The following is a 10,130-nucleotide window of genomic DNA, read 5'->3' on the forward strand; positions in this document are numbered from 1 at the left end:
AAAACCTTGCGCCTGGCCTTCGGCGGCGCGGCCGGATGGTGGAATTGTGTACAGCCCGGTTTTCCGTTGACCGACGCCGGGGTCCCCGCCATAATACTTTCGGTTCACGCACGAATCCGCTGCCAGAGACAGCCGGCGCAAACGGGCATCGCCCGCGAGCTTAATGGGATATCCCGCCAGCCGAGGTGGTCGAGTAGATATGTCTTCTCGCCCCCGTCGCTCATGCAGCGCGGGGGCTTTCTTTTTGGACATGCCCCCGTCACGTCCTTGTGGCGGACCGTGCCCGGAAAGAATTCGAGGAGGTGTAATTCATGCCCCAGCAGTACAAAATCGACAAGGTTGCAGAGATCGAGTCCCGTATCGCCGAGAACGCCGGTCTGTTCGTCGTCAACTACAACGGTCTGACGGTTAAGCAGGCTCAGGAGCTGCGTCATCAGCTTCGCGAGTGCGGCGCCGAGATGAAGGTCTACAAGAACAACCTGGTCAAGATCGCCCTCAAGAACCAGGAGCAGCCCGAGATCGACGAGATCCTCGCCGGCCCCGTCGCTTATGTGTTCTACGAGACCGAGCCGGTCGAGGCCGCTAAGGCCCTTAAGGACTTCTCCGCCAATTCCAAGGGTGTCCTTGAGATCAAGGGTGGTATCTCCGACGGCAAGGCCGTTTCCGCTGATGATGTTAAGGCTATCGCCGAGCTGCCCACCAAGGATCAGCTTCTCGGTCAGATCGCCGGTCTCATCTCCGGTTTCGCTCGCGACATCGCTGTCTGCGTCAACGGCGTTTCCTCTGGTCTCGCTCGTTCGATCCAGCAGGTCTCCGAGCAGAAGGCAGCCTAGTCGCTGTTTTCACCCGCGGCGGCAACGCCGCACCCCTGGCGCATTCGCGCCGTGTTTTAACTGATCTCCGTGCACAGACACGGAAACCGAAAGGACTTAGAAATGGCTAAGCTTACCACCGATGAGATCATCGATGCTCTTAAGGAAATGACCCTTCTCGAGGCTTCCGAGCTCGTCAAGGCTATCGAGGACACCTTCGGCGTTTCCGCCGCTGCTCCTGCCGCCGTTGTCGCCGCTCCTGCTGCTGGCGCTGCCGAGGCCGAGGAGAAGACCGAGTTTGACGTCGTGCTCGAGGGCTTCGGCGACAACAAGATCCAGGTCATCAAGGCCGTCCGTGAGCTCACCAGCCTTGGCCTGAAGGAGGCCAAGGAGGTCGTCGAGGGCGCTCCCAAGGCTGTTCTCGAGGGTGCCAAGAAGGAGGACGCCGAGGCTGCCAAGGAGAAGCTCGAGGCTGCTGGCGCTGCTGTCACCCTCAAGTAATCAGGCTTTCTTGCCAGATTTCTTTGCAGACGGGGCTCGCTATGCGAGTCCCGTCTTTTTTGTTTTTAGCCCCTCATTCCCATTGCTCGACACGCAGAACGCCGCTGTCTTCGCCGTGCCAATCCCGTTACCGCTGGGGCCAAAAATTGCAGCATTCGACCAATAATTTGCGTTGACCTGCTGAAGAATTGCGTTTGCCTTACGGCGACGTATGTCTCCGGCGGTAAGATACTCCGGTATCGCAATTTGGTCTGCGGCCGTTGTGCCGCACGCACAGGGCGTATTCTGCGCCTGCGAAAGGATCCTTGAATAACATGAAGGCAATCATCCCCGCCGCCGGTCTTGGCACGCGTTTTCTGCCTGGCACCAAGTGCACGCCCAAAGAGATGCTGCCGGTGCTCGACAAGCCGGTCATTCAGTATGTCGTCGAGGAGGCACTCGACCCCGAGGAGGTCGACGACGCCATCATCGTTACCTCTCCCGGTAAGCCCGAGCTGCTGAGCTACTTCCAGCCCGATCGCTCGCTCGAGAATCTGCTGCGCGAGCGCGGTAAGGATGCTTACGCCGATGCCGTCGCCCACGCGGGCGGCATGCCGGTCGACTTCCGTTATCAGTACGAGCCCAAGGGCCTCGGTCATGCCATTCGCTCTGCTGCCGACGCCGTGGCAGGGGAGAACTTCCTGGTTCTTCTGGGCGACTACGTTGTGCCTAACCGTGACATCTGCGACAAGATGCTTGCCGTTTCCAAGGAGCACGGTGGCGCTTCGGTTATCGCCGTCGCCGCTTGCTCGCCCGAGGAGGTCAGCCGCTATGGCGTTATCGCCGGCGAGCGCGTCGGTTCGCTCGAGGGCGCCGAGGGCGTTGCCGATGCCGAGCCGGGCGCTGTCTGGCGCATCGGCGGTCTGGTTGAGAAGCCCGCTCCCGAGGCGGCTCCATCCAACCTGTACATCGTCGGTCGCTATCTGCTGAGCCCGCTGGTCATGGACCTTCTTGCCGACCAGCAGGCCGGCAAGGGCGGCGAGATCCAGCTTACCGACGCCATGGCCCGCTCGCTCGACCGCGAGGCTATGTACGCTGTCGTCATCGACCCGCTGTCGGGCTACGACACCGGCACCCCGTCTGGCTGGATGGCCACCAACGCCCTCATGGCCGCAAGTGATCCTCGCTTTGCCAGCGCCTTCTGGGATGCCATCGACGAGCGCGGCGGTCTAAAGCGTTAACGCGGTTTTACCAAACCGCGTAACGGCTCGACGCTGCACGGGCATCAGAGCGACAATTTGCCATTCAAAGAGGGCGGCATGACCAGAAGGTCAATGCCGCCCTCTTTTCATGTCAACTTGTTCGCTCTGATGCCCGTTCGCTATCAGCCCTCTACCTGCTGATCTGTCTTGGCCGAAACGGTACGGGTGCGGACTTCGGTCTGCACCCGTTCTTTATTCGGGCTGTGTCGGGGCTCTGGAAACTGCGGCCCATTTTTTGGCTGAATTCCGGCTCGTACTTTCCCAAACAGGTTGGTTGCGGAAACTACGACCCAGAATATCGGCTCAGAACGGGATGCAGTTTCCCGGCCGATGCCCTAACGGAAAGCACATCCCAGTTGAGGGCCTCAAAACGGGATGCGCTTTCCGTCCGACCAACCCTTGCTTCGAGTTCGCCATTCAGTGCCGCGCATCAGCAGCACTGTTCACATAAAATATATGAACAGGTGTTCGATATATACCTATCTACCTGCATCTTTTCTGTCGAAAAACTTTGCTACTCCAAAAACTCAATCGCGTCAAGGCTTTTCTTGCCCAACGGTCGGTACCTGATAAACTATTAGGTTGCGATAACTGGCGAAGCTATGCCTCGCCAACCCACCGAGCATTTCCGTGAAGGAGGAAAAACCTGGTGACCTACGCATACACTGCCACTGAGCGCAAGCGCGTCAGCTTCGGGAAAATCCCGGAGGCCATGGAGCTCCCCAACCTTATCTCTGTTCAAAGGGAATCCTTTGAGCGTTTTAAGGACGAGGGTCTTCGTGAGGCGTTCAAGGAATCCAGCCCCATCCAGAGCCAGAACCATGTTCTCGAGGTTACCTTCGGCGAGCATCAGTTCGGCGACCCCGCGCACACCGTCGAGGAGTGCCGCGAGAAGGATATGACCTATCAGGCTCCGCTTCTGACCGACGTCCGTCTCACCAACAAGGAGACCGGCGAGATCAAGGAGCAGCTCGTCTTCATGGGCGACTTCCCCATGATGACTGATCAGGGCACCTTCATCATCAACGGTACCGAGCGCATCGTCGTCTCGCAGCTCGTCCGCTCCCCGGGCGTGTACTACAGCTCCGAGATGGATTCGGGCAAGCAGATCTACAAGGCCCAGATCATCCCGTCCCGCGGTGCCTGGCTTGAGTTCGAGGTCGACAAGCGCGACCAGCTCATGGTCTCCATCGACCGTAAGCGCAAGCAGAGCGCCACGATGTTCCTGCGCGCCCTTGGCATCGCCGTCACCAACGACGACATCATCGAGCTGCTCGGCAACTCCGATGTGATCAAGCGCACCCTGGAGCGCGATACCGCCCTCACCCGCGAGGACGCCCTCATCGAGATCTACCGTCGTCTGCGCCCGGGCGAGCCTCCCACCGTGGACGCTTCCCGCAGCCTGCTCGAGGGTCTGCTCTTTAACCCGCAGCGCTACGACCTGGCCCGTGTCGGTCGTTACAAGGTCAACAAGAAGCTCAACCTCACCACCGAGGAAGAGGTCACGGTGCTCACCGACGAGGATATCGTCGCGACGCTGCGCTACCTGCTGTCCCTCGCTGCCGGCGAGCAGGGCTTCAAGGTCGACGACATCGACCACTTCGGCAACCGCCGCATCCGCACCGTCGGCGAGCTCGTCGCCAACCAGTTCCGTATCGGCATGAGCCGTATGGAGCGCGTCGTCCGTGAGCGCATGAGCTCCCAGGACATCGACGAGATCACCCCGCAGTCGCTCATCAACATCCGCCCGATCGTGGCCTCCATCAAGGAGTTCTTCGGTTCCTCGCAGCTCTCGCAGTTCATGGACCAGGCGAACCCTCTGACCGGTTTGACCCACAAGCGCCGTCTGTCCGCACTCGGCCCTGGTGGTCTTGCCGGCCACAAGTCCGGCTCCAGCCGCCGCACCAACGTGCCGACGGCCGTCCGCGACGTTCACAATTCGCACTACAGCCGCATGTGCCCGATCGAGACCCCCGAAGGCCCCAACATCGGCCTGATCGGTTCGCTCGCCCTCTACGCCCGCGTCAACGAGTACGGCTTCATCGAGGCTCCGTTCCGCCGCGTCGAGAACGGCGTTGCCACCGACCAGATCGACTGGATGACCGCTGACGAGGAAGAGAAGCACGTCATCGCGCCGGCCAACACGCCGCTCGATCCCAAGACCAACGAGTTCATCACGACCGATGCCGAGGGCAAGATCGTTCGTCCGCATAGCGTGATTGCCCGTACCCGCGACTTCGACGGCTCCTTCGGCGCCCCCGCCGACGTGCCCGTCGAGGACGTCGACTACATGGACGTCTCGCCGCGCCAGATGCTCTCCGTCGCAGCCACGCTGATTCCGTTCCTTGAGCACGACGACGCCAAGCGTACGCTCATGGGCGCCAACATGCAGCGTCAGGCCGTGCCGCTGGTTCACCCTGCCGCTCCCTATGTCGGTACCGGCATGGAGCGTCGCGCCGCCCTGGACTCCGGCGAGGTCACCCTGGCCAAGAATGCCGGCGAGGTCATCTTTGCCGACGCCGCCAAGATCATCGTCAAGCATGCCGGCGGCATGGACGAGTATCACCTGGCCAAGTACCAGCGCTCCAACCAGTCCACCTGCATCAACCACCGTCCGCTCGTGCGCGTCGGTGACACCGTTGAGCAGGGCGAGCCCCTGGCCGACGGTCCTTCGACCGATCACGGCGAGCTCGCACTGGGCCAGAACCTCACCGTGGCCTACATGCCGTGGGAAGGCTTTAACTACGAGGACGGTATCGTCGTGTCCGAGCGCCTGGTGGCCGAGGACCTGCTGACGACCATCAACATCACCCGTCACGAGATCGACGCCCGCGACACCAAGCTCGGCCCCGAGGAGATCACCCGCGAGATCCCGAACCTCTCCGAGGACATGCTTGCCAACCTCGACGAGGACGGCATCATCCGCATCGGCGCCGAGGTCGGCCCTGGCGACATCCTGGTCGGCAAGGTCACGCCTAAGGGCGAGAGCGCTCTGACCGCCGAGGAGCGCCTGCTGCGCGCCATCTTCGGTGCCAAGGCTCACGACGTTCGCGACACTTCCCTTAAGATGCCTCACGGCGCGTACGGCCGCGTCATCGACGTCGTCCGCTTTAGCCGCGAGAACGGCGACGACCTGGCCCCCGGCGTCAACGAGCAGGTGCGCGTCTACGTCGCCCAGCGTCGTAAGATCCAGCAGGGCGATAAGATCGCCGGCCGCCACGGCAACAAGGGTGTTATCTGTAACGTTCTGCCGGTCGAGGACATGCCCTACATGGCTGACGGTACCCCGATCGACGTTATCCTCAACCCGCTGGGCGTTCCTTCGCGTATGAACGTCGGCCAGCTGCTCGAGTGCCACCTTGGCTGGGCTGCTGCCTGCGGTTGGGATACCGAGCAGGCCGACTCCGACAAGTACGTCCCCGGTCCGTTCTTCACCGCCACGCCCGTCTTCGATGGCGCCAAGGAGGACGAGATCGCCGAGGTCATTCGCCGTGCCAACAAGAACATGCTCAACAAGGCCACCGCTGCCTTTGGCGATCACATGCGCCCCGAGTTCGTCACCCAGCTTGACGAGCGCGGCAAGACCCGTCTGTTCGACGGCCGCACCGGCGAGGAGTTCCGCGAGCCCATTACCGTGGGTACGTCCTACATCCTCAAGCTCGGCCACATGGTCGACGACAAGATCCACGCCCGTTCGACCGGCCCTTACAGCTTGGTTACCCAGCAGCCTCTGGGCGGCAAGGCCCAGTTCGGCGGCCAGCGCTTCGGCGAGATGGAAGTTTGGGCACTGTACGCTTACGGTGCTTCCAACGTCCTGCAGGAGATCCTGACCGTCAAGTCCGACGATACCGTGGGCCGCGTCAAGACCTACGAGTCCATCGTCAAGGGCGAGAACGTTCCTGTCCCGGGTATCCCCGAGTCCTTCAAGGTTCTCGTCAAGGAGATCCGCTCCCTCGCACTGGACATCGAGCCCATGCACGATGCCGACGAGGACGCCTCCGCCCCTGTGACCGCCGAGGAGACCTCCGCTCTCGACGACCTGGCTGCGCTCGCCGGCGTTGACGCCGACGTCGAGGCCGAGGACGCCGAGACCGCCGAGGCGCCCGAGGCTGTCGCCGCCACGACCACTGATAAGGAGTAGTTGACTGTGGCAGATTTCGAAGCTACTGATTTTGACTCGGTAAAGATCTCCCTTGCCTCCGCCGACCAGATCCGTTCCTGGTCGCACGGCGAGGTCAAGAAGCCGGAGACCATCAATTACCGTACCCTCAAGCCCGAGAAGGACGGCCTGTTCTGCGAGAAGATCTTCGGTCCCGCCAAGGACTGGGAGTGCTCCTGCGGCAAGTACAAGGGCATCCGCTTCAAGGGCATCGTCTGCGAGCGCTGCGGCGTCGAGGTCACCTCGGCCAAGGTGCGTCGCGACCGCATGGGTCACATCGAGCTCGCCGCTCCCGTGTCCCACATCTGGTACTTCAAGAGCCCCACGAGCTTCCCGATGAGCCGTATGCTCGACATCAAGTCCAAGGACCTCGAGAAGGTTCTGTACTTTGCCAGCTACATCATCACCGAGGTCGACTATGAGGCTCGCGAGGCCGACGCCGACGACCTGCGCGAGGAGCTCGCCGCCGATCTGGAAGAGATCGATGCCGAGTGCGCCCGCCAGATCGATTCCCTCAAGGAGCAGGGCAACCCCGAGAACTTTGACGAGTTCTCCGATGAGGAGCCGCTGACCCCCGAGGAGATCGCCTCCGGCATCGTCGATATCGAGGAAGAGTGCAAGGACGAGAAGCAGCTCCGTACGGACGCCTTCAACGCCTTCATGAAGCTCACCGAGCGCGACCTCATCTCCGATGAGCCGCTGTTCCGCGAGATGACCCGCTACTACTCCATGTACTTCAAGGGTGGTATGGGTGCCGAGGCCGTCCGCGACCTGCTCGCTGCCATCGACCTTCCTTCCGAGGCCGAGAAGCTCAAGGCCATCATTGCCGACGAGGACTCCCAGAAGCAGAAGCGCGAGAAGGCCGTTAAGCGCCTCGAGGTCGTTGACGCCTTCCTGAAGGGTGGCAACAGCCCCGCGAATATGATCTTGGACGTCATCCCGGTCATTCCGCCCGATCTGCGCCCGATGGTCCAGCTCGACGGCGGCCGCTTTGCCGCGTCCGACCTCAACGACCTGTACCGTCGCGTGATCAACCGTAACAACCGACTCAAGCGCCTGCTCGACCTGGACGCCCCTGCGATCATCGTGAACAACGAGAAGCGCATGCTCCAGGAGTCCGTGGACGCCCTGTTCGACAACGGCCGTCGTGGTCGCCCGGTCTCTGGCCGTGGCGGTCGCCCGCTCAAGTCGCTCGCCGAGGCCCTCAAGGGCAAGCAGGGTCGTTTCCGTCAGAACCTGCTGGGCAAGCGCGTCGACTACTCCGGCCGTTCGGTAATCGTTACCGACCCCAAGCTGCTGCTGCATCAGTGCGGTCTGCCCAAGACCATGGCGCTGGAGCTCTTCAAGCCCTTCGTCATGAAGCGCCTGGTCGAGCTTGGCAAGGTCGAGAACATCAAGGGCGCCAAGCGCGCTATCGACCGCGGTGCCACCTTTGTGTGGGACATCCTCGAAGAGGTCATCGACGGCCGCGTCGTGCTGCTCAACCGTGCACCGACCCTGCACCGTCTGTCCATCCAGGCCTTTGAGCCGGTGCTGGTCGAGGGCAAGGCTATCCACCTGCATCCGCTGGTCTGCTCGCCCTTCAACGCCGACTTCGACGGCGACCAGATGTCTGTCCACGTGCCGCTGTCCAGCCAGGCTCAGGCCGAGGCTCGCGTGCTCATGCTCTCTGCGAACAACCTGCGCTCGCCGGCATCCGGCAAGCCGGTCAACATCCCCTCGCAGGACATGATCATCGGTGTGTACTACCTGACCCAGGTCCGCGACGGTCTGCCGGGCGAGAACCACGTGTTCGCCAGCTTCGACGACGCCCTGCACGCCTATGACTGCCGCTCCGAGGTCGACATGCAGGCCAAGATCCAGGTCCGTGTGTCCGCCGAGAACGCCAACGTCATCAACGAGGACGGCACCCGTATCTTCCGCGTCAAGAACGGCAAGAACGAGTTCGTCGACTACGACGTCACCGGCAACAAGACCGCGCGCTTCGAGACCTCTATCGGCCGCATCATCTTCAACCGCCAGTGCCTGCCCGAAGACTACGAGTTCATGAACTACAAGATGGTCAAGGGCGATGTGGCCAAGCTGGTTGCCGACTGCTGCGATCGTTACCCCGAGGCCAAGGTCGGCCCGATCCTCGACGCCATCAAGTACTCCGGCTTCCATTACGCTACCCGCGCCGGCCTCACCATCTCGGTGTGGGACGCTCTCATCCCTGATGAGAAGCAGGAGCTGCTCGACCGCGCCCAGGCTAACGTCGACCAGATCAACGAGTACTTCGAGGAGGGCTTCATCAACGAGACGGAGCGCCACATCGAAGTCGTTAACGAGTGGACCGCTTGTACCGACAAGGTCGCAGCGCTCATGCTCGACTTGTTCGACGAGGAGAACCCGCTCTACATGATGGCCGACTCCGGCGCCCGTGGTTCTAAGACCCAGCTGCGTCAGCTCGGCGGCATGCGTGGTCTGATGGCAGACATGTCCGGCGAGACGATCGACCTTCCCATTAAGGCGAACTTCCGCGAGGGCCTGCTGCCGCTCGAGTACTTCATTTCGACCTACGGCGCCCGTAAGGGCCTGGTCGATACCGCATCCCACACCTCGGACTCTGGTTACCTGACCCGTCGTCTGGTCGACGTGGCCCAGGACGTCATCGTCCGCGAGGAGGACTGCGGTACGCACGAGGGCGTCACCTACAACCTCATCATCCCCGGCACCACCGACCTCAACACCGACCTCGTCGGCCGTTGCTTCATTGAGGACGTCGTGGCTCCCGATGGCACCGTGCTCTTTGAGCAGGACGGCTACATCGAGAAGGTCGCCGACATCCAGAAGATGGTCGATGCCGGCCTCAAGAAGGTCAAGCTTCGCGCGCTGCTCACCTGCCGCTCCAAGTACGGCGTGTGTCAGAAGTGCTACGGCTGGGATCTTTCAACCCGTCGTCCGGTCGCCATCGGTACCGCGGTCGGCATTATTGCCGCCCAGTCCATCGGCGAACCCGGTACGCAGCTTACGATGCGTACCATTCACTCCGGCGGCGTCGCTGGCGTCGACGATATTACGCAGGGTCTGCCTACGGTCAGCCGTATGTTCGATATCGTCGGCAACGTCAACGAGAAGATCCTGGGTCGCGAGGCCGAGCTGGCTCCGTACTCCGGCCACCTCTCGATTAAGCCCGAGAAGTCCGAGTACGTGCTGACGCTCACCGACTCCGAGGATCACACCCGTGTCCTCGACGAGCGTCGCGTCCCCGCTTCGGTGCGCTTCATGCCCGAGATCGAGGACGGCTGCGAGGTTCGCGCCGGCGACCAGATCACCAAGGGATTCGTCAACGGTGCCATCAACGAGGACATGGCTTCCCTCGACGAGCTGCTCAACCAGCTCGTGGACACCGACGACGCCGAAGAGGCCAAGGACAAC

6 protein-coding genes are annotated in these 10,130 nt (G+C 61.9%); 5 read left to right on the top strand and 1 reads right to left on the bottom strand.

Annotated features, from left to right (window positions below; translation table 11 throughout):
• Positions 1 to 252 (bottom strand): hypothetical protein (locus SFLMC1_RS02560; protein WP_222838016.1); only part of this gene is annotated, 252 nt, incomplete at its 3' end.
• Positions 253 to 311: 59 nt separating this feature from the next.
• On the opposite strand from SFLMC1_RS02560, the gene rplJ reads away from it, so the two are divergent.
• The 5 genes from rplJ to SFLMC1_RS02585 all read left to right on the top strand — a co-directional run.
• Positions 312 to 833: a 50S ribosomal protein L10 gene (rplJ, locus tag SFLMC1_RS02565; RefSeq protein WP_117758629.1), complete on the top strand. Its 522-nt coding sequence runs from the start codon at positions 312 to 314 to the stop codon at positions 831 to 833.
• A 102-nt stretch (positions 834 to 935) separates the two neighbouring features.
• Entirely contained in the window at positions 936 to 1,313 is a 378-nt protein-coding gene (gene rplL, locus SFLMC1_RS02570; RefSeq protein ID WP_117758628.1) for a 50S ribosomal protein L7/L12, read from the top strand.
• Positions 1,314 to 1,627: 314 nt separating this feature from the next.
• Positions 1,628 to 2,533 carry a UTP--glucose-1-phosphate uridylyltransferase gene (locus SFLMC1_RS02575; RefSeq protein WP_152073460.1) on the top strand — a complete coding sequence of 302 codons (906 nt, stop codon included), beginning with the start codon at positions 1,628 to 1,630 and terminating at the stop codon, positions 2,531 to 2,533.
• Positions 2,534 to 3,266: 733 nt separating this feature from the next.
• A complete protein-coding gene (locus SFLMC1_RS02580; RefSeq protein WP_240128070.1) occupies positions 3,267 to 6,695 on the top strand; it encodes a DNA-directed RNA polymerase subunit beta in 3,429 nt (1,142 codons plus the stop codon).
• 6 nt (positions 6,696 to 6,701) lie between these two features.
• The coding region (locus tag SFLMC1_RS02585; RefSeq protein WP_261981420.1) for a DNA-directed RNA polymerase subunit beta' at positions 6,702 to 10,130 on the top strand (3,429 nt) is incomplete at its 3' end.

The sequence above is a fragment of the Collinsella aerofaciens genome, assembly GCF_901212495.1.
Taxonomy (GTDB): domain Bacteria; phylum Actinomycetota; class Coriobacteriia; order Coriobacteriales; family Coriobacteriaceae; genus Collinsella; species Collinsella aerofaciens_H.

Bases quoted from the DNA above. Each gene is read 5' to 3' on its own strand.
- rplJ (WP_117758629.1), top strand. From the start codon at position 312: ATGCCCCAGCAGTACAAAATCGACAAGGTTGCAGAGATCGAGTCCCGT.
- rplL (WP_117758628.1), top strand. From the start codon at position 936: ATGGCTAAGCTTACCACCGATGAGATCATCGATGCTCTTAAGGAAATG.
- SFLMC1_RS02575 (WP_152073460.1), top strand. From the start codon at position 1,628: ATGAAGGCAATCATCCCCGCCGCCGGTCTTGGCACGCGTTTTCTGCCT.
- SFLMC1_RS02580 (WP_240128070.1), top strand. From the start codon at position 3,267: ATGGAGCTCCCCAACCTTATCTCTGTTCAAAGGGAATCCTTTGAGCGT.